Annotated in this window: 25 protein-coding genes; 10 read left to right on the top strand and 15 right to left on the bottom strand. The window is 71.0% G+C overall.

The window, feature by feature from the left end; genetic code table 11:
- Nucleotides 1-53 precede the first annotated feature (53 nt).
- The gene (locus ACIP6N_RS25920) at nt 54-581 is read left to right on the top strand and encodes an ATP-binding protein (protein WP_401819349.1); all 528 of its coding nucleotides are present in this window, start codon (nt 54-56) and stop codon (nt 579-581) included.
- 104 nt (nt 582-685) lie between these two features.
- On the opposite strand, the gene ACIP6N_RS25915 is transcribed toward ACIP6N_RS25920, so the two are convergent.
- Complete coding sequence (locus ACIP6N_RS25915; RefSeq protein WP_401819347.1) at nt 686-1,903, bottom strand: ROK family protein; 1,218 nt, start codon at nt 1,901-1,903, stop codon at nt 686-688.
- Between the two features lie 286 nt (nt 1,904-2,189).
- Here ACIP6N_RS25915 and ACIP6N_RS25910 point away from each other — a divergent pair, with 286 nt between their 5' ends.
- Both ACIP6N_RS25910 and ACIP6N_RS25905 read left to right on the top strand, forming a co-directional pair.
- Nucleotides 2,190-2,537 carry an SCO4225 family membrane protein gene (locus ACIP6N_RS25910; protein WP_401819346.1) on the top strand — a complete coding sequence of 116 codons (348 nt, stop codon included), beginning with the start codon at nt 2,190-2,192 and terminating at the stop codon, nt 2,535-2,537.
- 63 nt (nt 2,538-2,600) lie between these two features.
- Nucleotides 2,601-2,888: a DUF6332 family protein gene (locus ACIP6N_RS25905; protein ID WP_401819343.1), complete on the top strand. Its 288-nt coding sequence runs from the start codon at nt 2,601-2,603 to the stop codon at nt 2,886-2,888.
- Nucleotides 2,889-3,036: 148 nt separating this feature from the next.
- Here the strand turns inward: ACIP6N_RS25905 and ACIP6N_RS25900 are convergent, their stop codons facing one another.
- Nucleotides 3,037-3,732, bottom strand: a complete 696-nt coding sequence (locus ACIP6N_RS25900; RefSeq protein WP_401819342.1) for a TetR/AcrR family transcriptional regulator — start codon at nt 3,730-3,732, stop codon at nt 3,037-3,039.
- 136 nt (nt 3,733-3,868) lie between these two features.
- On the opposite strand from ACIP6N_RS25900, the gene ACIP6N_RS25895 reads away from it, so the two are divergent.
- On the top strand, nt 3,869-4,318 hold the full coding sequence (locus ACIP6N_RS25895; RefSeq protein WP_401819340.1) for a nitroreductase/quinone reductase family protein: 450 nt from the start codon (nt 3,869-3,871) through the stop codon (nt 4,316-4,318).
- 150 nt (nt 4,319-4,468) lie between these two features.
- Here ACIP6N_RS25895 and ACIP6N_RS25890 read toward each other — a convergent pair whose 3' ends face one another.
- The gene (locus ACIP6N_RS25890) at nt 4,469-5,791 is read right to left on the bottom strand and encodes a geranylgeranyl reductase family protein (RefSeq protein ID WP_401819338.1); all 1,323 of its coding nucleotides are present in this window, start codon (nt 5,789-5,791) and stop codon (nt 4,469-4,471) included.
- A gap of 160 nt (nt 5,792-5,951) precedes the next feature.
- Between ACIP6N_RS25890 and ACIP6N_RS25885 the strand changes: the two genes are divergently transcribed.
- Nucleotides 5,952-7,316 (top strand): dipeptidase, encoded by a 1,365-nt coding sequence (locus ACIP6N_RS25885; RefSeq protein WP_401819335.1) that lies wholly within the window; start codon nt 5,952-5,954, stop codon nt 7,314-7,316.
- A gap of 161 nt (nt 7,317-7,477) precedes the next feature.
- Here the strand turns inward: ACIP6N_RS25885 and ACIP6N_RS25880 are convergent, their stop codons facing one another.
- Nucleotides 7,478-8,515 (bottom strand): NUDIX domain-containing protein, encoded by a 1,038-nt coding sequence (locus ACIP6N_RS25880; protein ID WP_401819334.1) that lies wholly within the window; start codon nt 8,513-8,515, stop codon nt 7,478-7,480.
- 184 nt (nt 8,516-8,699) lie between these two features.
- Here ACIP6N_RS25880 and ACIP6N_RS25875 point away from each other — a divergent pair, with 184 nt between their 5' ends.
- Nucleotides 8,700-8,864 carry a hypothetical protein gene (locus ACIP6N_RS25875; protein WP_401819586.1) on the top strand — a complete coding sequence of 55 codons (165 nt, stop codon included), beginning with the start codon at nt 8,700-8,702 and terminating at the stop codon, nt 8,862-8,864.
- Nucleotides 8,861-9,232, top strand: coding sequence for a hypothetical protein (locus ACIP6N_RS25870; RefSeq protein ID WP_401819331.1), 372 nt, complete (start codon nt 8,861-8,863; stop codon nt 9,230-9,232). The genes ACIP6N_RS25875 and ACIP6N_RS25870 overlap by 4 nt, the downstream gene beginning before the upstream one ends.
- Before the next feature lie 64 nt (nt 9,233-9,296).
- Here ACIP6N_RS25870 and ACIP6N_RS25865 read toward each other — a convergent pair whose 3' ends face one another.
- Nucleotides 9,297-9,443 carry a hypothetical protein gene (locus ACIP6N_RS25865; protein ID WP_401819328.1) on the bottom strand — a complete coding sequence of 49 codons (147 nt, stop codon included), beginning with the start codon at nt 9,441-9,443 and terminating at the stop codon, nt 9,297-9,299.
- Between the two features lie 290 nt (nt 9,444-9,733).
- A complete protein-coding gene (locus ACIP6N_RS25860; protein ID WP_401819326.1) occupies nt 9,734-10,687 on the bottom strand; it encodes an ROK family protein in 954 nt (317 codons plus the stop codon).
- A gap of 178 nt (nt 10,688-10,865) precedes the next feature.
- Here ACIP6N_RS25860 and ACIP6N_RS25855 point away from each other — a divergent pair, with 178 nt between their 5' ends.
- Nucleotides 10,866-11,909, top strand: a complete 1,044-nt coding sequence (locus ACIP6N_RS25855; RefSeq protein ID WP_401819324.1) for a LacI family DNA-binding transcriptional regulator — start codon at nt 10,866-10,868, stop codon at nt 11,907-11,909.
- 73 nt (nt 11,910-11,982) lie between these two features.
- Here the strand turns inward: ACIP6N_RS25855 and ACIP6N_RS25850 are convergent, their stop codons facing one another.
- The 5 genes from ACIP6N_RS25850 to ACIP6N_RS25830 form a co-directional block, all read right to left on the bottom strand.
- Nucleotides 11,983-13,281 (bottom strand): DUF6986 family protein, encoded by a 1,299-nt coding sequence (locus tag ACIP6N_RS25850; protein WP_401819323.1) that lies wholly within the window; start codon nt 13,279-13,281, stop codon nt 11,983-11,985.
- Nucleotides 13,282-13,403: 122 nt separating this feature from the next.
- Nucleotides 13,404-14,366: an electron transfer flavoprotein subunit alpha/FixB family protein gene (locus ACIP6N_RS25845; RefSeq protein WP_401819321.1), complete on the bottom strand. Its 963-nt coding sequence runs from the start codon at nt 14,364-14,366 to the stop codon at nt 13,404-13,406.
- Between the two features lie 55 nt (nt 14,367-14,421).
- On the bottom strand, nt 14,422-15,207 hold the full coding sequence (locus ACIP6N_RS25840) for an electron transfer flavoprotein subunit beta/FixA family protein (RefSeq protein WP_401819319.1): 786 nt from the start codon (nt 15,205-15,207) through the stop codon (nt 14,422-14,424).
- 199 nt (nt 15,208-15,406) lie between these two features.
- Nucleotides 15,407-15,949, bottom strand: coding sequence for a flavin reductase family protein (locus ACIP6N_RS25835; protein WP_401819317.1), 543 nt, complete (start codon nt 15,947-15,949; stop codon nt 15,407-15,409).
- A 272-nt stretch (nt 15,950-16,221) separates the two neighbouring features.
- Nucleotides 16,222-16,623, bottom strand: coding sequence for a thioredoxin family protein (locus tag ACIP6N_RS25830; protein WP_401819579.1), 402 nt, complete (start codon nt 16,621-16,623; stop codon nt 16,222-16,224).
- A 93-nt stretch (nt 16,624-16,716) separates the two neighbouring features.
- Here ACIP6N_RS25830 and ACIP6N_RS25825 point away from each other — a divergent pair, with 93 nt between their 5' ends.
- Nucleotides 16,717-17,133, top strand: coding sequence for a DUF4395 domain-containing protein (locus ACIP6N_RS25825; RefSeq protein ID WP_401819316.1), 417 nt, complete (start codon nt 16,717-16,719; stop codon nt 17,131-17,133).
- 142 nt (nt 17,134-17,275) lie between these two features.
- The gene (locus ACIP6N_RS25820) at nt 17,276-17,998 is read left to right on the top strand and encodes a lysophospholipid acyltransferase family protein (RefSeq protein WP_401819314.1); all 723 of its coding nucleotides are present in this window, start codon (nt 17,276-17,278) and stop codon (nt 17,996-17,998) included.
- Nucleotides 17,999-18,047: 49 nt separating this feature from the next.
- Here the strand turns inward: ACIP6N_RS25820 and ACIP6N_RS25815 are convergent, their stop codons facing one another.
- The 4 genes from ACIP6N_RS25815 to ACIP6N_RS25800 all read right to left on the bottom strand — a co-directional run bounded on the left by ACIP6N_RS25815 (nt 18,048) and on the right by ACIP6N_RS25800 (nt 21,970).
- Nucleotides 18,048-18,641 carry a transglutaminase family protein gene (locus ACIP6N_RS25815; protein ID WP_401819313.1) on the bottom strand — a complete coding sequence of 198 codons (594 nt, stop codon included), beginning with the start codon at nt 18,639-18,641 and terminating at the stop codon, nt 18,048-18,050.
- A 61-nt stretch (nt 18,642-18,702) separates the two neighbouring features.
- Nucleotides 18,703-19,791, bottom strand: a complete 1,089-nt coding sequence (locus tag ACIP6N_RS25810) for a threonine aldolase family protein (protein WP_401819310.1) — start codon at nt 19,789-19,791, stop codon at nt 18,703-18,705.
- Nucleotides 19,770-20,528, bottom strand: a complete 759-nt coding sequence (locus tag ACIP6N_RS25805; RefSeq protein ID WP_401819309.1) for an SDR family oxidoreductase — start codon at nt 20,526-20,528, stop codon at nt 19,770-19,772. Before ACIP6N_RS25805 ends, ACIP6N_RS25810 begins: the two co-directional genes overlap by 22 nt.
- 26 nt (nt 20,529-20,554) lie before the next feature.
- Nucleotides 20,555-21,970 carry a DUF6421 family protein gene (locus ACIP6N_RS25800; RefSeq protein ID WP_401819308.1) on the bottom strand — a complete coding sequence of 472 codons (1,416 nt, stop codon included), beginning with the start codon at nt 21,968-21,970 and terminating at the stop codon, nt 20,555-20,557.
- Nucleotides 21,971-22,018: the final 48 nt, after the last annotated feature.

Below are 22,018 nucleotides of genomic sequence, written 5' to 3'. Positions count from 1 at the left end.
GCTGGATCCGATCCTCTCGTCTTCTTCCGGACCTCATTCGGGGAGTCGCAGCCGTGATCAGTCAGCCAAGCAGGCACTGCACGGTGGAGCTCCATGCCCTGCCGTCGCGGATCGGCCAGGTACGCAGAATCATCTCCGCGCAATTGCGCTACTGGCATCTCGACCCTTTGATCGACCAAGCGGCGCTCGGAGTCACCGAGCTGCTGACCAACGTTCACCAGCACGCGCAACCGGACAAGCGGTGCACGGTCGACATCGAATTGCTGCTCGACCGCCTCACCGTCTCGGTCAGCGACCACGACCCCCGGATTCCCACGGTCACGCAGGCCGGCCCCCTCGACACAGGGGGCCGCGGCCTCGCCCTGATCGCGGCCGTGAGCGAGAGCTGGGGCGTACGGCCCCGGTACGACGCCGCGGGAAAGAGCATCTGGTTCACCCTGCCGGCCCCGTACGGCACGATCACCCTGTCGGCCCACGCGGGGTACGGCGCGACGGTCGACGGCCCCTTCGCGGGACCGGAGATCAGCCTCGTCCCCTGCGAGGACGGACAGACCCCCGCACGGTCGGCTGTGGTCGGCTGACGGGACGGGGGCACCACCCCGGCGCCGGCCCCTCCACTCGCTCGTGTTCAGGACGAGCGTGAGGAACGAGCCCCAGGGCTGACCCGTGTCAGCGGGTCGGCGCGTCAGCGGGTGAGCGCTCCGAGCGGGTCGTCGAGTACCGGCTGCCATGCCATCTCGGCCGCGCCCACCAGGCTGTTGTGGTCGAGTGTGCAGGCCAGAATGGGTACGCCGCCGCTGCGCCCCCACAGGCTGCGGTCGGCGACGACGGCGCGCAGGCGGTCCGGGTCCGCGTCGAGCAGTTCGCGGTGGAGTCCGCCGAGGATGATGCGGTCGGGGTTGAGGATGTTGACGAGCCCGGCGAGGCCGAGGCCCAGACGGTCGATCAGTGCTTCCGCCGCCCCGCGTACCGCGCGGTCGGCGTACTCCGTACGCAGCAGGTCGCGGGACTGCTGGAGCAGGGACACCGCGGGACCGGGGACACGTCCGGCGGCGGTGAGGAACGCGAGCGGGTCGGCTTCGACGTCGAGGCAGCCTTTGCTGCCGCAGTAGCAGGGCCGGCCCTGCGGGTTGACCGTGAGGTGACCGACTTCGAGCGCGAGGCCCGAACTGCCGGTGTGCAGGCGGCCGTCGAGTACGAGCGCGCCGCCCACCCCGCGGTGGCCCGTGGCCACACAGAGCAGATGCTGGGCGCCGCGGCCCGCGCCGTGCCGGTGTTCGGCGAGCGCGGCGAGGTTGACGTCGTTGGCCGTGAACACGGGGCCTTCGATGCCCGCCGCGCGTACCTTCCCGGCGAAGATCTGCCGCACCCTGGAGCCGGCCGGCCAGGCGACGTGCAGCGGGTTGAGCGCGGTGCCTTCCGGTTCCGCGACCGCCGAGGGAACGGCGAGCCCGGCGCCCACACAGCGCCGCCCGCTCCCGCGCAGCAGTTCCGCACCGGCCTCGACCACATCGCCGAGTACCTGCGCGGGGTCGGCCGTGACCGTACGGCGCCCGGGGGCGGTGGCGACGATCTGGCCGCCGAGGCCGACGAGCGCGGCGCGGTAGCCGTCGACGTGGATCTGCGCGGCTAGCACGACGGGGCCGCTGTGGTCGACGGCCAGGCGGTGCGAGGGCCGTCCCTGGGAGCCCGCGGCCGCGCCGGGGCGCGAGTCGACCCGGATGAGGCCCAGCGCTTCGAGTTCCGCGGCGACGGCTCCCGCCGTGGCGCGGGTGACGCCCAGTTCCGCTGTGAGCACGGCTCGGGTGGGCGCGCGGCCGGTGTGCACCAGTTCCAGGGCCGGCCCGAGCGCGCTGCGGCCTCGCTCCAGCTTCGTCCGGGTAGTGGTCGCCTTGCCGTTCATGGGGGCGAGTCTCCCATGGTCCGCGGGAGCCGCAGGTGCCATGCGCGGAATGCGGCCCACCGCCCCGGCGCCCGGTTCGCGCCGCTTCACGCGAACCGCCGGCGAGCACGGGGGGAGCGCCGCACGGACGCCACCGGCGGTTGCGGCCCCGTACGACGGGTACGCGCCACGGAGCACGGTGGTGCGACCGGTGACGGAGACGGCCGAGGCGTTTGAGTAGGCGTACTCAGGCGCATCCGTCCGGACTGCCCCACGCTGGAGGGACGTCACGGGAAGAGAGAACGTCATGATCACTGCACGGCTGACCGCACTCGCACGGCTGACTTTCGGGAACCGCGCCTCACAGATCTACCTTGGTCTGGTGGTCGCGGCGGCGGTGCTCGTCGCCGTGGACACGCTCTTCGTGCACCACGAGGACGCCTCGTTCGCGGGGGTGTGGCTGTTCTTCCTCGCCGCGCCGACGGTCTTCCTCTTCTTCGCCGGTGGCGGGCTGCTGGGCGACGCGATCGCCGGGTCGTCGGCGTACCTCTACATCGGACTCGTGCTCTCGGTGCTGATCCAGTCGGCCGCGCTCGGTGCCTTCGTACGGCTGCTGCGCGGCGGCGGGCGCCCCGCGCACCCGCGTGAAGCCTGACCGCTGACAGCGGTTGTCCAACTCTCCCTTGCCGCAAGGCACGTATGCGGAGAAAATCGCCCCATGGGGATACGGAGCACCGCCGAGCGGGACGCCATCACGGTCGAGATCGGCTTCGCCGTTCTGACCGCCGTCTTTGTCGCGGCGGCCGCGTTCCTGCTGTCGGCGGCTCCGGCTCTGTTCCTGGAGCTGCCGCGTGCGGCGGAACACGGTGTGTTCCGCGCGGCCGGCATTCTCGCCGGGCTGGCCTTCGTCGCGCGCGTGGTACGTGTGCTGTGGCGCTTTCCCCGGCAGCGGTCAGGGCCCGTACGACCGGGCCCGTCCCGCCACCGTACGCATCCCGGCGCGTAGACCGGGCCGGGTACCGCACTGCCGCCACTGGTACGGGGGAAGCGCGGGGGCGGAAGGCCGAACCCGACGCACGGAGGCCCGGTCCATCGCTTAGCCCATCGCCTCTCCCACCAGCCCCGGCCGCCGGCCCGGTCCGCTGCACGCGCGTCTACCGGCCCGGCAGCAGACCGACTTCGCGGCCCAGACGCCCGGCCGCGTGGACGAACAGCTTTTCCCGTTCCTCCACCATGGAGTTGAACTGGCCGAAAAGCTCGAAGGAGACAAGGCCGAAGAGCTGGGCCCAGGCCGCGACCAGGGCGGCCACCACCTCGGGCGGAAGGCCGGGAGCGAACTCCGCCCCCAACCGCTCGGCCTCCGGACGCAAGTCCTCGGAGAGCGGCGGCAGGGCGATCCCCCCGGCGTCGAAGGCGTCGCGTGCGACGGAGATCAGCGCGACGCCGACGCGGGAGGCGGGGCCGACCGTCCGGCGGGGCGCCGAGTAGCCGGGCACGGGCGAGCCGTAGATCAGCGCGTATTCGTGCGGGCGGGCGAGCGCCCAGCTCCGTACGCCGGTACAGATGGCGGTCCAGCGGGCGAGGTGGTCGGCGGGGTCGGCGGCGGCGAGGGCCCGTTCCCCGGCGGCGCCGACCGCGTCGTAGGCGTCGACGATCAGCTCGGTCAGCAGATCATCCCGGCTGGGGAAGTAGCGGTAGAGGGCGGATGAGACCATGCCCAGCTCACGGGCGACGGCGCGGAGCGAAAGCTTGGCCGCGCCTTCGGCGGCGAGCTGTCTGCGGGCCTCGTCCTTGATCGCCGCCGTGACTTCGATACGGGCCCGGTCCCTGGCTCCACGGATGGTCGTCATGCGGATCAGTGTGCCACGCACGGATCGGCGATCCGAATAGAGAGCACTGCTCTTGCCATGGATCACTAATTCAGTGCACACTGATCTCAAGCGAGAGCAGTGCTCTCTCACGGGACACACTCAGGAAGGCTCGGCCATGTCGAAGCCGTACTACCTCAAGGCCGGTCCGGTCGCCGCCCGGATGAACAACGTCATCGGCTGGCTCGCCCGGCACGGCGTCAGCATGCTGGGGACCGCCGAACTCTCCGTACGCGGCCGCAAGAGCGGCCGGATGCAGCGCATCCCCGTCAACCCGCACACCTACCAGGGCAGCCAGTACCTGGTCTCCGCCCGCGGCCACTCGCAGTGGGTGCGCAACATGGAGAGCGCGGGCGGCGGTGAACTGCGGGTCGGCCGCAAGGTGAAGACCTTCACCGCCCGGCAGCTCCCCGACAGCGAGAAGCTCCCCGTCCTGCGCACCTACCTGGAGAACTGGGGCTGGGAGGTCAACCAGTACTTCCAGGGCGTCACCGCGAAGTCCTCCGACGAGGAGATCGCCGCGGCGGCCCCCGACCACCCCGTCTTCGTGATCACGACGTCGGCGTGATCGTGGTCGACGCTGGCCGTGACGTCGACGCGACCGTGACCGGATCCCGGCCACGGATCCACGGTCACGGCAGCGCCCCGCGCGTCACCCGTCCGGTCGCCTCACCGCGTCCGGACGCCCCGCTCCGTCACTCCTTCGCCGTTCTCCCGCTCATTCCGCGGCGCCGGCCTTCCGGGACCCGCTGCCCGCCGGGCCGGCCGCCGCCTCGCCCGGCTCCGCGGCGCCGTCCTCCTGCGCGCCCGCCGCCGCGGCGGCCGCCTGCTTGCGGTCGAGTACATCGAGCGCCCGCCTGGCCAGCGGGTGTGTCCGTACGAGACCGGCCAGTGTGGTCGAACCGCGGGCGATGTCCGCGAACGCGTTCCACGCCGGACGCAGACCGGTGATCGCCGCGTGCAGCAGGCCGGGACGGCGCTCGAAGACACCAAGCATCCTGCGGCCCACCGCCATCTCCACGCCGAGCCCCGCCTTGATGGCGAACGCGTAGTTCAGCGCCTGACGGCGGGCGTCCACGGCGTCGTGCGACTCCGAGATCCGGACCGCCCACTCCCCCGCCAGCCGTCCGGACCGCAGGGCGAAGGAGATCCCTTCCCTGGTCCACGGCTCCAGCAGGCCCGCCGCGTCCCCGCACACCAGCACCCGGCCGCGCGACAGCGGTGAGTCGTCGCTGCGGCACCGGGTCAGGTGCCCGGAGGAGACGGAGGGTTCGAACCCGGCGAGGCCGAGCCTGGCGACGAAGTCCTCCAGATAGCGCTTGGTCGCCGCGCCCTCGCCGCGCGCCGAGATCACCCCGACCGTCAGGGTGTCGCCCTTGGGGAAGACCCAGCCGTAACTCCCGGGCAGCGGGCCCCAGTCGATGAGCACCCGCCCCGCCCAGTCCTCGGCCACCGTCGCCGGTACGGGGATCTCGGCCTCCAGGCCCAGATCCACCTGGTCGAGTTTCACACCGACATGTGCGCCTATCCGGCTCGCGCTCCCGTCGGCTCCGACCACGGCCCGCGCGAGGATCGTCTCGCCGTCCGAGAGCACGACGGCGACCGTGCGGCGGTCGGGGACGGCGGGACCGTGCTGCTCGACCCGGGAGACCGTCACTCCGGTACGGACCGAGGCTCCGGCCTTCTCCGCGTGCTCGACCAGACTCGCGTCGAACTCCGGGCGGTTGATGAGTCCGAATATCATGCGCTTCGAGCGGCGGGTGCGGGCGAGTTTCCCGTTCAGTGAGAACGTCACCGCGTGCACCCGGTCCTTGAGCGGAAGCTCGAAGCCCGGGGGCAACGAGTCCCGCGAGGGCCCGATAATGCCCCCGCCGCAGGTCTTGTAGCGGGGCAACTCCGCCTTCTCCAGCAGCAGCACCTGACGGCCCGCGACCGCCGCGGCATATGCCGCGGACGCTCCCGCCGGCCCTGCTCCGACCACGACGACATCCCACACCGGCTCGTCGTGCTCGCTTCCGGCGTCTGCGTTCTCGCTGCTCACGATGTGCTTCTGCTCCTGATTCGACCGGTGACCCGTGCTGTCGAACGGCATCCTACGGCGCGGGCCGCGTCAACCCGTTGTGGGAGGATCAACACCACCTTCGTGTTACGTCCACAACCCGCCCTGCCCGCTTAACGTCCTACCCGCAAGGAGCGTGCCCATGACCGCGAATCCGATCGCAGAGACCGTCACTTCCCTGATGCCCCGTGCCCGGGCGGAGCTGGCGGAGCTGGTGGCCTTCCGTTCGGTTGCGGATCCAGCGCAGTTCCCGAAGAGCGAGTGCGAGGCCGCGGCCGCGTGGGTCGCCGACGCGCTGCGCACGGAAGGGTTCCAGGACGTCGCCGTCCTCGACACCCCCGACGGCACGCAGTCCGTCTACGGCCTGCTGCCGGGCCCCGAGGGCGCGCCGACGGTGCTGCTGTACGCCCACTACGACGTGCAGCCGCCGCTGGACGAGGCCGCCTGGCTGTCGCCGCCGTTCGAGCTGACGGACCGTGAGGGACGCTGGTACGGACGCGGCGCCGCCGACTGCAAGGGCGGGTTCCTGATGCACCTGCTCGCGCTGCGCGCCCTCAAGGCGAACGGCGGTGTGCCGGTCACCGTCAAGGTGATCGCCGAGGGTTCCGAAGAACAGGGGACGGGCGGCCTCGAGCGGTACGCCGAGGCCCGTCCCGAGCTGCTGGCGGCCGACTCCGTCGTCATCGGGGACGCCGGAAACTTCCGTCTCGGCCTGCCGACCGTCACGGCCACACTGCGCGGAATGACACTGCTCCGTGTCCAGATCGATACGCTCCAAGGCAACCTGCACTCGGGGCAGTTCGGCGGCGCGGCCCCCGACGCGCTCGCGGCCCTCATCAGGGTCCTCGACTCACTGCGCGCGGAGGACGGCTCCACCACCGTGGACGGTCTGGCCGCGGACGCCACGTGGGACGGCATCGATTACACGGAGGCCGACTTCCGCAAGGACGCCAAGGTGCTCGACGGCGTCGGCCTGATCGGCGGGGGTTCGGTCGCCGACCGGATCTGGGCCCGCCCCGCGATCACCGTGCTGGGCATCGACGCCCCCTCGGTGGTGGGCGCCACCCCGTCCGTCCAGGCGAGCGCGCGGGCCCTGGTCAGCCTGCGGGTGGCACCGGGCCAGGACGCCGGTGAGGCGACCCGGCTGCTGACCGAACACGTCGAGAAGCACACGCCGTGGGGGGCTCGGGTCGCGGTCGAACAGATCGGCCAGGGCCAGCCGTTCCGCGCCGACACGTCGAGCCCCGCGTACACGGCGATGGCCGAGGCGATGAGTGTGGCGTACCCCGGCCAGGAGATGCAGACAGCCGGACAGGGAGGCTCGATCCCGCTCTGCAACACGCTGGCGGCCCTCTATCCGCAGGCGGAGATCCTGCTCATCGGGCTGAGCGAGCCCGAGGCGCAGATCCACGCGGTGAACGAGAGTGTCTCGCCCGACGAACTGGCCCGGCTCTCCGTGGCCGAAGCCCACTTCCTGATCAACTACGCTCGCTCGAAGCAGAGTTGATCTCTCACCTGACAAAAGCTGTCCGCGACGCCGGCGAAGCGCGGGATCGCGGACAGCCACCTTCCCTACGGAGGCCGTTCGGTGTGCCGGGCCCGGCACACCGAACGGGCCCGGCACACCGAGCCGGCCTCCTGACACACCGAACCGGCTGAGCGGGCGCGTCAGACGAGCGGAACGCCGTTCTCCATGTTGAGTACCGTTCCGCTCTCCCTGGCACGCAGCGCCCAGCGCAGCCGCTCGTAGCGCACCGGCGGCAGCAGTTCGGCCGCCTCCGCCTCCTCGACAAAGCGCCAGCCACGCAGTTCGGTTCCCGGCAGGAGCAGTTCCGCGGCCAGTTCGGCGGACAGCAGGCCGCCGTCGAAGAGAAGGCGCAGGCCGCCGTATCCGGGGGGCACCGGCTGTTCCCAGTCGATGACGAGAAGCCGTGGCACGCCGGTGAGCTGAATGCCTATCTCCTCGGCGACCTCACGTATCCCGGCACGCGCGGGCGGCTCTCCGGCCTCCACGACGCCGCCCGGGAACTCCCAGCCGGGTTTGTACGTGGGGTCGACGAGCAGCACTCTGTCCTGTTCGTCGAAGAGCAGCACCCCGGCGGCGACCGTCTCGGACGTCGGCTCGGGCGTCTGCACGATGTCGCAGGCGTCGGCCACGCCGGTGCGTACCGCCTCGGCGACCGACTCGGCGGTCTGGCGCGCCGTCAGCGCGCTGGTGTCGACGGTGTGGGCATCGCCGGTGAGCCAGCTGAGCGCCGTGCGGTAGGACTCGATGTGCTCGTACGCCCACTGCCGGTTGCGCTCGCCCGTGCCCGGATCGTCGTCGGCGTCGTCACGGGCGGCGATACGGCTACGCAGGATCGTTTCATCCGCAGTCAGGAGGACATGCCGGACCGGGATGCGGCGGGAGGCGAGCCCGCCGAAGATCTCGTCGCGGTAGTCCTGGCGCAGCAGCGTCATCGGGACGACGAGCACGCCGCCCACCTCGGCCAGCAGCGCCGCCGCCGTGTCCACCACCAGACGCCGCCAGATCGGCAGGTCCTGGTAGTCGCTCACCTCGGCGAGCCGTTTCTGCGGCAGCAGCCGTGCCAGTTCCCCGCCGATCAGGCCGGGGTCGTACACGGTGCTGTCCGGGATCAGGTCGACCAGTTCGCGCGCGGTACTGGTTTTGCCCGCACCGAACGCACCGTTGATCCAGACGATCACGGTTCCCCCTCTTCCATAGGCCCGAGCCCCCAGGTGGACTGCCCGCAACACCCCGCCCTGGAAACCCTTGGCCAGAACTCAAGGCCCGATCGGTACGAACCAATGTCCGTGCCGGGCCGTAACAGATGGCCACCACACATCGTTGAACACTGATGTGACAAGGGGGTACGCAATGTGCCGGACGGTGCTGGAGAAGTTTCCCGCGGGTGGGCCGCGGGGCAGTTGGCCCGCGGAGGAGTTCGCGCGGGACCGGCGGAAGGAGGGAACGCCCGCCGAGGTCGTGATGGATCTCGACGCGGACCTCTTCCTGGTGGTCGTACCACAGCAGGCCGCGGAACCGGCCCCGTGAGGCCGCCTCGGGCCGCGCCGGCCCTCTCGCTCGCGCTCGCGGGGATCGCCCTCGCGCTGTCCGCCGCGCCCGCGGCCGCGGACAGCAGCGCGTGCACCCACGACTTCTCGGGACCGCAGATCTGTATCAGGCTGGACGGCCGGGGCGACAGGAACGCGGTCACCGCCCTGTGGACGAATCCGCCGGGCGACCTCACCTCGCGCGCCGTGTCGCTGTACCGCGACGGACGCCTGGTCGATACGGCGCGGGCCACCCGCGTGGGCAAGGCGCTGAGCCACACATGGCCGACCGGCGACACCGGCAGTGACACCGAACTGTGTGTGAAGTTCCAGGGAAGCGAGCGGCGTGCCTGCCAGACCACGCACTGACAACCGGGTGCCGTCCGGGTGCCGTGCGCCCGACCGGTCTGCCCCCAGGCCTTCCACGCCCTGGTCAGCAGCGCCACTCGGTATTGAGGTCCGGATCGCCGAGCCGGTCGGTGGGAATTCCCATGCCGCCGAGGATCGCGCGGAGCGCACCCTGCTCGCGGGAGAAGATCAACTGGTCGATGAAGCCCACAAGGGGCGGCCAAAGAACCACCCTATACAGACCGTCGACCGGTAGAAGCGGCTGAATCGCATGCCCCTGTCGATGAGGACGACGAAAAATACCGAAGGGCGCGGCGATCAGTCAGAGAACCTCCGGGCACAGCGGATTGTCCCGCGCCGCCGATCGGAACTCCGGGTAATTGGTGAAGAGATTACGGGGGTTGCCCGAAACCGGCCCAGGCTGTGTCGCTGACGTCGTCCCCGTTGGTGAGGAGCGGGCGCGACAGACGCGTAGAAGGCGCCGGCCCGGCAGGCCCGCGCCTCGTCCCTCCGTGGTCCCGCTCAGCCGACGGCGGTCGCCGGCTCGTCGTGGCGGCCGAGCGTCGCGGCAGCCGCCGCACCCACCAGACCCGCGTCCGTGCCGGTCAGCGCCGGGGCCACGGTGAGCTGCTGGACGAAGGAGAGCGTGGCGTAGTCCCGCAGGGCACGGCGCAGCGGGGCGAACAGCACCTCGCCCGCGTTGGCCACTCCCCCGCCGATGACCGCGATGTCGATCTCCACCAGGGTGGCGGTCGCGGCGATCCCGGCGGCCAGGGCCTGCGCGGCGCGCTCGAAGGAAGCGATCGCCACGGGGTGCCCCTCGCGGGCGGCGGCGGACACCGCCGCGGCGGTGGCGTCACCGTCGGGGCCCGGCTGCCAGCCGTCCTCCAGCGCCCGGCGGGCGATGTTCGGGCCGCTGGCGATCCGCTCCACGCAGCCGCGGGCCCCGCACGGGCAGAGGTCCCCGTCCAGATCGACACTGATGTGGCCGATGTGGCCGGCGTTGCCCGACGGCCCCGGATGAAGTTTGCCGCCGAGAACGAGCCCGCCGCCGACGCCGGTGGAGACCACCATGCACAGCGCGTTGTCGTAGCCGCGGGCCGCGCCCTGCCAGTGCTCCGCCGCGGTCATCGCGACGCCGTCGCCGACGAGCGTCACCGGAAGGCCGGTGACCTGCCCTACCCGCTCCACCAGCGGAAACCCGCGCCAGCCGGGCACGTTGACCGGGCTGACCGTACCGGCGGAGGCGTCGACGGGTCCCGCGCTGCCGATGCCGATGGCCGGCACCCGCTCCCAGAGCGGCGAGGCGCTCACCTCGGCAAGGACCTCCTCCACGGCGCGCATCACCGATTCGCCGTCCTCACGGGCGGGCGTCGGACGCTGCGCCCGGACGAGAATCCTGCCGCCGCCGTCCACCAACGCGCCGGCGATCTTGGTGCCGCCGATATCGAGTGCGGCGACGGGGTCGGTATGCATCGGTGTCGGATCTCCCGGGAGGACGAGTCGTTCCCGTGTGTACACGGGAAGGGGAATGGACATACGTGTTCATGGACAGTCTCCATTTAGCTGACAACGTTGTCCAGGGCCTATGCTCAACGCCACAGTTTCAGGCTGGGAAAAGACAGCAATCCGCACGACGACAGGACATCGCACTGTGGCCGATACCGCTCGCCGCTCCCAACCCCGATACGGCAACCGGCCCACGATGAAAGACGTCGCCGCGCGCGCGGGTGTGGGGCTCAAGACGGTCTCCCGTGTCGTCAACGGCGAGCCGGGTGTCACTCCCGACACCGAGCGGCGGGTGCAGGAGGCGATCGACGCCCTCGGCTTTCGGCGCAACGATTCCGCACGTGTGCTGCGCAAGGGCAGCACGGCCAGTGTCGGGCTCGTCCTCGAAGACCTCGCGGACCCGTTCTACGGTCCGCTCGCCCGCGCCGTCGAAGAGGTGGCGCGAGCCCACGGAGCGCTGCTCATCAACGGATCGAGCGCCGAAGACCCCAGCCGCGAGCAGGAGTTGGTACTCGCGCTCTGCGCGCGCCGGGTGGACGGCCTGATCGTGATTCCGGCGGGGCACGACCACCGCTATCTGGAGCCGGAGATCGCGGCGGGCGTCGCGACGGTCTTCGTGGACCGTCCGGCCGGCCGGATCAACGCCGACGCGGTGCTGTCGGACAGTTACGGCGGCGCCCGCTCGGGCACCGCGCATCTGATCGCGCACGGCCACCGCAGAATCGGCTTCATCGGCGACCATCCCATGATCCACACCGCGAGCGAGCGGCTGCGCGGCTTCCGCACCGCCATGGCGGACGCCGGCCTGGACATTCACGACGACTGGGTCTCCCTCGGGACGACCGAGGCGCAGCGCGTGGAGGAAGCCGTCGTCGCCATGCTCGGCGCCCCCGATCCGGTCACCGCCATCTTCGCCGGCAACAACCGCGTGACGGTCACGGTCGTACGGATGCTGGCGGCGCACGAGCCCCCGGTGGCCCTGATCGGCTTCGACGACCTCGAACTCGCCGACCTGCTGAAGCCCGGTCTCACGGTTGTCGCACAGGACGCCACCACGCTGGGCCGTACCGCCGCAGAGCGGCTGTTCAGCCGGCTCGACGGAGCCGCGGACGCGCCGTCCCGGGTGGTACTGCCGACGCGGCTCATTCCGCGCGGCTCCGGCGAGATCCGCCCGCCCGCCTGGGAATGACGCGGGACACCCGGCCCTGACGGCGTGAAGCCCCTTCCCCGGCGCGAACGGCGCCTTCACGGGCGGGAGGCGGTCACTGGCCGGCCACGGTGAGACCCGCGCGGCGCGGGATCGCCAGGCCCTCCAGTTCGGCGCGGGTCAGTCCGGTCAGCCCGGCGACCTCGTCGTCGTCGAGCGCGCCGCAGTCGAGCCCGCGCAGCAGATGCCCGCTGAGCGCCCTGGCGGTGGCCGGCTCGTCCATGATGTCGCCGCCCGCCTTCGCCACGTACGCGGCCAGCCGGGCGGCCGCCTCCTCCATGCCCTCGCGGTAGAAGGCGAAGACGGCCGCGTACCGGGTGGGGAGATGCCCCGGGTGCATGTCCCAGCCCTGGTAGTACGCGCGGGCCAGCGCCCGCCGGGTGAGGCCGTAGTGCAGCTTCCACGCCTCGTGGACCCGCGCGGTCGGACCGACGGGCAGGACGTTGGTCGAGCCGTCGCTGATCCGGACGCCCGTACCCGCGGCGGCGACCTGCATGACCGCCTTCGCGTGGTCGGCGGCCGGATGGTCGCTCGACTGGTGTGCGGCGCTGACACCGACGCACGCGCTGTAGTCGAAGGTGCCGTAATGCAGCCCGGTGGCCCGTCCGCCGGCCGCGTCGATCATGCGGGCGACGGTGGCGGTGCCGTCGGCGGCCAGGATGGCCTGGCTGGTCTCGATCTGGATCTCGAAGCCGATCCGTCCCGGCCGGAGGCCGCGCGCCCCTTCGAACTCCTCCAGGAGCCGCGCCATCGCGGCGACCTGTTCGGGGTAGGTGACCTTGGGCAGGGTCAGGACGAGGCCTTCCGGCAGGCCGCCCGCGTCCATCAGGCCGCTGAGGAAGACGTCGAGGGTGCGGATGGCGCGGTCGCGCACCGACGCTTCCAGGCACTTCATCCGGATGCCCATGTACGGCGCCGCCGTGCCGTCTCCGCAGGCGGTGTGGACGAGCCGGGCAGCACGGGCGGCGGCCTCGTCCTCCTCGGCGTCCGGGCGCGGTCCGTAGCCGTCCTCGAAGTCGATCCGCAGGTCTTCGACGGGTTCGCGCGCCAGCTTGGCCCGTACCCGGTCGTGGACGGATTCCGCGAGCGCGCCGGAGAGCCCGAGGACCCGGCCCAGCGAGGCGGCGTCCGGGGCGTGTTCGTCGAGGGCCGCGAGCGCCTGGTCGCCCCACGAGCGGATGGTGCCGGCGGCGAAGGCGTCTCCGGGAACGTAGACGGTGTGGACGGGCTGCCGGGTGCCGGGATCGCCCGGATAGCGTCGGGCGAGTTCCGCGTCGACCGGCGCGAGCCGGGCTCCGATGGACTCCGCGACCGTGTCCGCGAAGCTTGTGGCGACCTTCTCCTGCCGGCCCATGTCCCCCACCTTCCATGTCCTGATGTCCGCCGGGCGGACCTGACCGCGTGAACGAGACCAGCGGCGCGGGGCCACGCGGTGGGATCACCGCGCGGCCCCGCGCCGGGCGTGGTTCAAGCAGCTCAGCCCTTGCGGGTGTTGACCTCTTCGGTCAGCTGCGGGACAACGGCGAAGAGGTCGCCGACCACGCCGTAGTCCACCAGGTCGAAGATCGGGGCCTCGGCGTCCTTGTTGACGGCCACGATGGTCTTCGAGGTCTGCATACCGGCGCGGTGCTGGATCGCGCCGGAGATCCCGGAGGCGATGTACAGCTGCGGGGAGACCGACTTGCCGGTCTGGCCGACCTGGTTGGAGTGCGGGTACCAGCCGGCGTCGACGGCCGCGCGCGAGGCGCCGACGGCCGCGCCGAGCGAGTCGGCCAGCGCTTCGATGACGGCGAAGTTCTCGGCGCCGTTGACGCCGCGTCCGCCGGAGACCACGATCGCGGCCTCGGTCAGCTCGGGGCGGCCGCTGGACTCGCGCGGGGTGCGCGAGACGATCTTCGTGCCGGTGGCCGTTGCGCCGAAGGTCACGGCCAGCGCCTCGACGGTGCCGGCGGCGGGGGCGGGCTCCACCGGGGCGGAGTTGGGCTTGACGGTGATGACCGGAGTGCCCTTGGAGACGCGCGACTTGGTGGTGAACGCGGCGGCGAAGACCGCCTGCGTGGCGACCGGGCCCTCGTCACCGGCCTCCAGGTCGGTGGCGTCGGTGATGATGCCGGAGCCGATGCGCACGGCGAGCCGGGCCGCGATCTCCTTGGCCTCCGCCGAGGAGGGCAGCAGCACGGCGGCGGGCGAGACGGCGTCGTACGCGGCCTGGAGCGCGTCGACCTTCGGCACGACGAGGTAGTCGGCGAACTCGGGGGCGTCGGCGGTGAGGACCTTCACCGCGCCGTGTTCGGCGAGCGTGGCGGCGGTGGCCTCCGCGCCCGCGCCGAGCGCGACGGCGACGGGGTCGCCGACGCGGCGGGCCAGCGTCAGCAGCTCCAGGGTGGGCTTGCGGACGGCGCCGTCCACGTGGTCGACATAGACGAGAACTTCAGCCATGGGTGCTCTCCTGCGAATGCGAGGTGTCTGGGGCGGTTGAGGGGGTGACCGAAGCTCAGATGAACTTCTGGCCCGCCAGGAACTCCGCGAGCTGCTTGCCGCCCTCGCCCTCGTCCTTGACGATCGTGCCGGCCGTACGGGCCGGGCGCTGCGTCGCGGAGTCCACCGCCGTCCAGGAGCCCGCGAGGCCGACCTCGTCCGCGTCGATCTCCAGGTCTGCCAGGTCCAGGGCCTCCACCGGCTTCTTCTTGGCGGCCATGATGCCCTTGAAGGAGGGGTAACGCGCCTCGCCGGACTGGTCCGTCACCGAGACGACGGCCGGCAGGGAAGCCTCCAGCTGCTCGCTCGCGGCGTCGCCGTCGCGGCGGCCCTTCACGGTCCCGTCCTCGACGGAGACCTCGGACACCAGCGTCACCTGCGGCACGCCCAGGCGCTCGGCCAGGAGTGCGGGCAGGACACCCATGGTGCCGTCGGTGGAGGCCATACCGCAGACGACCAGGTCGTAGCCGGTCTTCTCGATGGCCTTGGCGAGCACCAGCGACGTACCGAGGACATCGGTGCCGTGCAGCGCGTCGTCCTCGACGTGGACGGCCTTGTCGGCGCCCATGGACAGCGCCTTGCGCAGCGCGTCCTTGGCGTCCTCGGGCCCGACGGTGAGCACGGTGATCTCCGCGTCGTCGGCCTCTTCGGAGATCTGGAGCGCCTGCTCCACCGCGTACTCGTCGAGTTCCGAGAGCAGACCGTCGACGTCGTCCCTGTCGACGGTCAAGTCCTCGGCGAAGTGCCGGTCACCAGTGGCGTCGGGCACGTACTTCACACAGACAACGATCCTCAAGCTCACGCCGGCTCTCCTACTGCATCGTCTTTTCCGGGCTGCCTTGTAGCTGGCAGCATAGGCGCCTTGTGGGGCGGTTTCCGGTCGGGAGACCGGTGCACCGGAGTAAATATTACTCACCAGTACAACCAAGCGCTTACCCCTGAGCAAGCGCTTATAACTGTGACGTTACCAACGCCGGAAAAAAGCGGCGGACGGGGATCTCTCAGTCGCGCAGCGCGTTGAAGCGTCCCTGGTGGTAGAGGAGGGGTCGGCCGGTGCCTCCGGGGCCTTCGTGGCCTCCCGGGCCTTCGTGACCGAGATCGTCGCCCGCGACGACCTGCGCCACGACGATGCGGTGGTCGGCGGCCGGCACTCGGGCCACGATCCGGCAGACCAGCCAGGCGAGTACGCCGTCGAGCACGGGCACGCCCTCGGGTCCCGCGCGCCAGGCGGTGGGCGGCGCGAACCGGTCGGCGCCGCTGCGCGCGAACGTGGCGGCCAGCTCCGCCTGGTGCTCGCCGAGTATGTGCACGCCGACGTGGCCGGTCTCGGCGATCACGGGCCAGCTGGAGGACGACGTACCGACGCCGAAGGAGATCAACGGGGGCTCCGCGGCGACCGAGTTGAGAGAAGTGGCCGTGAAGCCGACCGGGTTCTCACCCTGGGCCGTGATGACCGCGACGCCGGCGGCGTGCTGCCGGAAGACCGAACGGAGGAGGTGGGGAGAGGCAAGCCGGGGGGTGCCGAGGCCGGGCGTCGCCGTCATGTGGGGGGAATCCTTCCGCGAGAAGTACGAACGGGCGCGTGGCTGGCAGTGCCGTGACGCGGGAAACATTGCCGGGAGGAGCGGCCGGGGTCGCCGCGAGATGCGGGGCCGGGGCACGCGAGCCCCGCATGATCCGAACGGGAGTCCTAGGAACCCGGACAGCGCGCGCTCGCGTCACGGGCCGGATTCGCCTGGTCCGGGCCGTCGGGAAGGAGTTCTGTGAGCATCCGTTCAGCGTGACGAGCCGTGTCGGCCGCGGTCAAGGGCGCACCTCACACCGCCTCGCCCAGCGCGGCGATCACATCCACCTTGCGGGGCGCGCCCGCCGCTCTGCGGACGACCCGGCCCGCGGAGTCGAGCACGAGGACCGTGGGTGTCTTGAGAATGTTCAACTCCCGTACGAGGTCGAGACGTTCTTCGGCGTCCAGCTCCACGTGCGAGACGCCTTCGACCATGCCCGCCACCTCGGCGAGGGTCCGCCTGGTCGCCCGGCAGGGCTGGCAGAACGCGCTGGAGAATTGCACGAGCGTGGCACGCTCGCCCAGCTCCGTCCCCAACTCGGCGGCACCGAGCCGCCTCTCGTCCTCTTGCCCACGCACTTTCAGCCTCCCGTCGCGGCGACGGTGCGACAGCCCGAAGAGACTCGCCGCCGCGAGCACCGCCGCGCACACCATCAGTCCGGTTGTCGTCACAGCCGTGTGCAGCGTTCACACGACTGCAAAATATTCCTGCTCCCCGCCGCCGCACGGGGAAGAGATGCTGGCGTCATGGACATCGACATCAGGGGACCGCGTTTCGGAGCGGCCCTCACCAGCGTCGTACTGGCCGCCGTCCTGCTCACGGGCAGCGGCACCCTGCTGGCCTGGCAGGCACTGTGCTTCGCACTGGGGGCATTCGCGGGCACCGGCCGTTCGCCGTACGGCCGGCTGTTCCGCAGGGTGATATGTCCACGGCTGGGACCGCCCGTGGAGTTCGAGTCGCCCACGCCGCCGCGGTTCGCGCAGGCCGTGGGACTCGGGTTCGCGCTGCTGGGCCTGGTGGGCTACTTCTGGGGGCCGCAGTGGCTGGCTCTCACGGCGACAGGATGTGCGCTGGCAGCGGCGTTCCTCAACGCGGTTTTCGGCTACTGCCTGGGCTGCGAGGCATACCTCCTGTTCCGGCGGACCACGGTCGGCCTGCGGTGACGTGACAAGAATCTCGCCCTGCGGAGGGTTGAGGACTGGTCACGGCGCCGCGCATGGGGCACCCTTTGCGCAATGCCGAAAACCTACGGCTGCGTAACTTCCGTCGGGAGAACCCTCCCCGGAACAGAAGGGCCCTCACCTGATGGCAGAGCTTGTCTACCGGCCGGTCATCGGCTTCGCCCGCACGATGTTCAAGGCGCTTGACCTGAGGATCGACACGCAGGGAACCGAGAACATCCCGCGCAGCGGCGGCGCCGTCCTCGTCAGCAACCACATCAGCTACCTCGATTTCATCTTCTCGGGAGTCACCGCGCTCCCCCAGAAGCGCCTGGTGCGCTTCATGGCGAAGGAATCGGTCTTCCGGCACAAGGTCTCCGGTCCGCTGATGCGCGGCATGAAACACATCCCGGTCGACCGGGAGCAGGGCGAGAAGGCGTACGCGCACGCGCTGGAGTCGCTGCGCGCCGGCGAGATCGTCGGGGTCTTCCCCGAGGCGACCATCTCGCAGTCGTTCACGCTCAAGAGCTTCAAGTCGGGCGCGGCCCGGCTGGCCCAGGACGCGGGCGTACCGCTGATTCCGATGGCCCTGTGGGGCACCCAGCGACTGTGGACGAAGGGTCGGCCGCGCAACTTCAAGCGCAGCCACATCCCGGTGACGATCCGGGTCGGCGAGCAGGTCGAGGCGCCTTCCGACCAGTACGCGGGCGCCATCACGCGGCGGCTGCGAGAGCGGGTGCAGGAACTGCTGGAGGCGGCGCAGCGCGCCTATCCGGTGCGCCCGAAGGACGCGAACGACACCTGGTGGGTACCCGCCCACCTCGGCGGGACAGCGCCCACGGCGGCGGAGGTCCGCGGCGCGAGCTGAAACGTACCTCTGGGGCCCGGCGGCCGTTCATACGGCCGCCGGGCCTTTCTCACAGCGCCGTCGGAAGGCGGAGTCCGGCCCGGTCGCGGGCCGTGCGCAGGGCGTTAAGGACCGACGGGTGCGGCGCTGCGTACAGGTCCGGGTAGTCCACCTCGCCGCGCTCCGGGCGGGGAACCCAGGCCGGCCGCTCGTCGTCCAGGGAGAACCGCGCGTCGACACCCGGTTTGTTGCCGCGTGGATCCTGCCGGGCCCAGCGCTCCTGGCCCGGCAGTCTGAGAGCGACCAAGCCGTGGACGGCCGGGTTCGTTCCGTCGTCATCCGTGAGGCGCTGGTAGCAGAGGGCGGCCGGGATGGACGCCGCCCGCAGCAGCGAGGTCAGCGCGTGGGCCTTGGCGTAACAGATGCCGGTGCGCTGTTCGAGGACGTCGGAGGCACGCCAGGTGACGCGTGGATCGTCCGCGTCGCCCGAGTGCGCGATGGTGTCGCGGACGTACGTGTACGCCGCCTCGGCGTACACGTAGGCGTCCACACCGGCCGCGCCCAGGCGGGCAGCCGTCTCCCGTACCCGTGGGTGGTCGTGGTCGACTGCCTCGTCGGACGCCAGGTAGGCCGAGAGGTACGGGTCGTGCTGGATCAGCAGCATGAACCGGGACCTTAGGTTCGCGGCACGACCACGTCCACTGTTTTTCAGGCCGACCGTATACCTATGCGGCCATCTCTTCCTTGAGGGCCAGCAGGAAGGTGTCGATGTCGTCCTCGGTCGTGTCGAAGGAGCACATCCAGCGCACGTCCCCCGGCCGCCCGCCCCAGTCGTAGAAGCGGAAGCGCCGCTGGAGGCGTACCACCACGTCGTACGGCAGGCGCGCGAAGACCGCGTTGGCCTGGACGGGGTACAGGAACTCCACGCCGTCGACCGTGCGCACGCCCTCCGCGAGCCGCTGCGCCATCGCGTTGCTGTGACGCGCGCTGCGCAGCCACAGATCGCCCGCCAGCAGCGCCTCCAGCTGTACGGACACGAACCGCATCTTGGACGCGAGCTGCATGGACAGCTTGCGCAGGTACTTCATCGCGTGCGCCGCGTCCGGGTCCAGGACGACGACGGCCTCGCCGAAGAGCATGCCGTTCTTCGTGCCGCCGAAGGACAGGATGTCGACACCGGCGGCGTTGGTGAACGTCCGCATCGGGACGTCGAGCGACGCGGCGGCGTTGGCTATCCGGGCGCCGTCCAGGTGGACCTTCATTCCGCGCTCGTGGGCGTGGTCGCAGATGGCCCGGATCTCGTCGGGGGTGTAGACCGTGCCAAGCTCGGTGTTCTGGGTGATCGAGACGACCTGCGGCCTGCTCCGGTGCTCGTCGTCCCAGCCGTACGCCTGCCGGTCGATCAGCTCGGGCGTGAGCTTCCCGTCGGGCGTCGGTACGGTCATCAGCTTGAGGCCCGCGACCTTCTCGGGGGCGCCGCACTCGTCGGTGTTGATGTGCGCGGACTCGGCGCACACGACCCCGCCCCAGCGGTCGGTGAGCGCCTGGAGCGAGACGACGTTCGCGCCGGTGCCGTTGAAGACCGGGAAGGCCACAGCGGTCGGACCGAAGTGGCTGTGCATGACCCGCTGGAGGTGGTCCGTGTAGTCGTCCTCGCCGTAGGCGATCTGGTGGCCGCCGTTGGCGAGGGCCAGCGCGGCAAGGATCTCGGGGTGGGCCCCGGCGTAGTTGTCACTGGCGAAGCCGCGTACGTCGGGGTCGTGGTGACGGCGGGCGTCCGTCGCCGCGGGCCTCACGGCTGGGGGGTGAGCCACAGGCGGGTTCCATTCACTTCCGGGGCGGGCCGGTCCCAGACCCCGGCGATGGCCTCGGCCAGGTCCTTGGCGTCCGTGAAGCCCGCGAACTTCGCATTCGGGCGCTCGGCGCGCATCGCGTCGTGCACCAGTGCCTTGATCACCAGGATCGTAGCCGCCGTACCGGGCCCTTCGTCGCCCCCCGCCTTGCGGAAGGAGTCGCCCAGAGCAAGGGTCCAGGCTTCCGCCGCGGCCTTGGAGGCGGCGTACGCGGCGTTGCCCGCGGTGGGCTGCCCCGCGCCCGCCGCGCTGATCAGCACGTAGCGGCCCCTGTCACTGCGCAGCAGGCCGTCGTGGAAGGCGAGGGAGGTGTGCTGGACCGTGCGGATCAGCAGCTTCTCCAGCAGGTCCCAGTCGGCCAGGTCGGTCTCGGGGAACGAGGCGCTGCCGCGCCAGCCGCCCACGAGATGCACCAGACCGTCGATGCGGCCGAAGTCCTTCTCGGCCTTCTCGGCCCACGCGCGGGTGGCTTCGCGGTCGAGCAGATCGACGGTGTCGCCGGTGACCGTGGCTCCGCCGTGCGCGTATCTCGCCGCGTCCACGGCCTCGGTGAGGCGCGTGACGTCCGCGTCGGCGGCGACGACGGTCGCACCCGCCTCCGCGAGCCTGAGGAGGGTCGCGCGGCCCGCGGGCCCGGCCGCACCGGCCACGGCGACCACCGCGCCGTCGAGCGCGCTGCCCGTGTCGTCACCGTTCATGGTCGTCGCCTCCTGCTGATGAGAGTTCACGCGGCCACGGGCTCGGGACCGGCGCCGGTGACGGGCCCGGCGGCGGTGATCCCCTTCGTGGAGGCGATCACCTTCTTCAGCTTCTTGGACAGTGCCTCATAGAACATGCTGAGCGGAAACTCGTCGGGAAGCACGTCGTCGACGAGTTTGCGCGGCGGCAGCGAGAGGTCCAGCGCGTCGGGGCCCTTGGCCCAGCGGGATCCCGGGTGCGGCGCGAGGTACGTCGAGACCAGGTCGTACGCGGCGAACCAGTGGACGAGCTTGGGGCGGTCGATGCCGGCCCGGTACAGGTCCTCGATCTCGCCGCAGAGCTGGTTGGTGACCTCGGGGGCCCGCTCCCAGTCGATGCGCAGGGTGTTGTCCGTCCAGCGCACCACGTCGTGCTTGTGGAGGTACGCGAAGAGCAGCTGGCCGCCGAGGCCGTCGTAGTTGCGCACCCGCTCGCCGGTGACCGGGAAGCGGAACATCCGGTCGAAGAGGATCGCGTACTGCACGTCCCGGCCCTGTGTGACGCCGTCCGCCTCCAGCTTCACGGCCTCACGGAACGCGGTGAGGTCGCAGCGCAGCTCCTCGAGGCCGTACATCCAGAACGGCTGGCGCTGCTTGATCATGAAGGGGTCGAACGGCAGGTCGCCGTGGCTGTGCGTGCGGTCATGGATCATGTCCCAGAGGACGAAGGCCTGCTGGCCCCGGCTCTGGTCGGCGATCATCTCGCGGACGTCGTCGGGCAGTCCGACGCTGAGCAGGTCCACGGCGGCCTCGGTGACGACGCGGAAGCGCGCGGCCTCGCGGTCGCAGAAGATGCCGCCCCAGCTGAACCGCTCGGGCGCCTCGCGCACGGCGATCGTCTCCGGGAAGAACACCGCGGAGTTGGTGTCGTACCCGGCTGTGAAGTCCTCGAAGGTGATGCCGCAGAACAGCGGGTTGTCGTAGCGCGTGCGCTCCAGCTCGGCGAGCCACTCGGGCCAGACCATGCGCAGCACGACCGCTTCGAGGTTGCGGTCCGGGTTGCCGTTCTGCGTGTACATGGGGAAGACGGCGAGGTGCTGGAGGCCGTCGACGCGGTTCGCCGCCGGCTGGAAGGCGAGCAGCGAGTCCAGGAAGTCGGGCACTCCGAAGGAGCCGTCGGCCCATCTGCGCAGGTCCGCCACGAGCGCCGTGTGGTAGTCGGCGTCGTGCGGCAGCAGCGGGGACAGCTTCTCCAGCGCCGCGATCACCTGGTCGAGCATCCGGACGACTACCTGGAGTGACGGAGCGCCCTCGGCCTCGAAGTCGATGGAGCCGTCCTTGGACTGCCAGGGACGGATCTCCTCGACGGCATTCTTGAGCTGCGGCCAGGCGGGGTGGTCGACCACGCGCGCGCCACGAGATATGTCGCCTGCGGCGGCTTCCTGCGCAAGAATTTCCGTCATGTCACTTCCTCCACGGGAGTATCCGGCGCCGATACGTCGGTACACCTA

The sequence above is a fragment of the Streptomyces sp. NPDC088725 genome (assembly GCF_044751305.1).
Lineage (GTDB): Bacteria > Actinomycetota > Actinomycetes > Streptomycetales > Streptomycetaceae > Streptomyces.
Note: the sequence above shows the minus strand (reverse complement) of the source record. Positions and strands in the feature narration are given on the sequence as shown.

Bases quoted from the DNA above. Each gene is read 5' to 3' on its own strand.
- ACIP6N_RS25825 (WP_401819316.1), top strand. From the start codon at position 16,717: ATGGACATCGACATCAGGGGACCGCGTTTCGGAGCGGCCCTCACCAGC.
- ACIP6N_RS25905 (WP_401819343.1), top strand. From the start codon at position 2,601: ATGGGGATACGGAGCACCGCCGAGCGGGACGCCATCACGGTCGAGATC.
- ACIP6N_RS25895 (WP_401819340.1), top strand. From the start codon at position 3,869: ATGTCGAAGCCGTACTACCTCAAGGCCGGTCCGGTCGCCGCCCGGATG.
- ACIP6N_RS25815 (WP_401819313.1), bottom strand. From the start codon at position 18,641: ATGCTGCTGATCCAGCACGACCCGTACCTCTCGGCCTACCTGGCGTCC.
- ACIP6N_RS25910 (WP_401819346.1), top strand. From the start codon at position 2,190: ATGATCACTGCACGGCTGACCGCACTCGCACGGCTGACTTTCGGGAAC.
- ACIP6N_RS25830 (WP_401819579.1), bottom strand. From the start codon at position 16,623: ATGGTGTGCGCGGCGGTGCTCGCGGCGGCGAGTCTCTTCGGGCTGTCG.
- ACIP6N_RS25915 (WP_401819347.1), bottom strand. From the start codon at position 1,903: ATGAACGGCAAGGCGACCACTACCCGGACGAAGCTGGAGCGAGGCCGC.
- ACIP6N_RS25860 (WP_401819326.1), bottom strand. From the start codon at position 10,687: ATGCATACCGACCCCGTCGCCGCACTCGATATCGGCGGCACCAAGATC.
- ACIP6N_RS25845 (WP_401819321.1), bottom strand. From the start codon at position 14,366: ATGGCTGAAGTTCTCGTCTATGTCGACCACGTGGACGGCGCCGTCCGC.
- ACIP6N_RS25805 (WP_401819309.1), bottom strand. From the start codon at position 20,528: ATGAACGGTGACGACACGGGCAGCGCGCTCGACGGCGCGGTGGTCGCC.
- ACIP6N_RS25885 (WP_401819335.1), top strand. From the start codon at position 5,952: ATGACCGCGAATCCGATCGCAGAGACCGTCACTTCCCTGATGCCCCGT.
- ACIP6N_RS25820 (WP_401819314.1), top strand. From the start codon at position 17,276: ATGGCAGAGCTTGTCTACCGGCCGGTCATCGGCTTCGCCCGCACGATG.
- ACIP6N_RS25800 (WP_401819308.1), bottom strand. From the start codon at position 21,970: ATGACGGAAATTCTTGCGCAGGAAGCCGCCGCAGGCGACATATCTCGT.
- ACIP6N_RS25850 (WP_401819323.1), bottom strand. From the start codon at position 13,281: ATGGGCCGGCAGGAGAAGGTCGCCACAAGCTTCGCGGACACGGTCGCG.
- ACIP6N_RS25835 (WP_401819317.1), bottom strand. From the start codon at position 15,949: ATGACGGCGACGCCCGGCCTCGGCACCCCCCGGCTTGCCTCTCCCCAC.
- ACIP6N_RS25900 (WP_401819342.1), bottom strand. From the start codon at position 3,732: ATGACGACCATCCGTGGAGCCAGGGACCGGGCCCGTATCGAAGTCACG.